The 568-nt window shown below is 68.3% G+C and carries 1 protein-coding gene; it reads left to right on the plus strand.

Features of this window, described 5'->3' with window-relative positions; translation table 11 throughout:
* The coding region (locus EN906_RS36490) for an ATP-binding cassette domain-containing protein (RefSeq protein WP_164777726.1) at positions 1-568 on the plus strand (568 nt) is incomplete at both ends.

A 568-nucleotide genomic window follows, 5' to 3' on the forward strand; every position in this document is an offset into this window, starting at 1 on the left:
GCCTGCACGAGGTCGAGCGCGTCGCCGACCGCGTCGTCGTGCTGCGCGACGGCATGCTTGCCGGTACGCTGGGCAAGCACGACATCGGCCACGACCAGATGGTCAAGCTGATGATCGGCCGCATGCTGAAGGAGCGCGAAAAAGCCTCCGAAGCTGCGCGTGCGCCCGGCGCCGTAGCGCTTGCGGCCAAGGCCATCCGCACACCGGCCTATCCCGGCCGGCCGGTCGACCTCGACGTCAGGCGCGGCGAAATCCTCGGTCTTGCCGGCCTTGTCGGTTCCGGCCGCACCGAACTGGCGCGGGTGTTCTTCGGCATCGACTCGAAGCTTGGCGGCGCGCTCGAGCTCGACGGCAAGCCGCTCGCGCTGGCGTCCGCGGCCGACGCTGTCGCGCATGGCATCTTCCTGGTGCCGGAAGACCGCAAGCTCACCGGCATCCTGCTCGACCTGTCGATCGCCCAGAATATTTCGCTGCCCAATCTGCCGGCGCATGCGCGCCGCTCGCTGGTGTCCTCAAGCGCCGAGACCGCCACCGCCGAGAAGCAGAAGAAAGATCTCGGCATCAAGGC

Origin of the sequence: Mesorhizobium sp. M7A.F.Ca.CA.004.06.1.1 (genome assembly GCF_003999135.1) — a bacterium.
Taxonomy (GTDB): domain Bacteria; phylum Pseudomonadota; class Alphaproteobacteria; order Rhizobiales; family Rhizobiaceae; genus Mesorhizobium.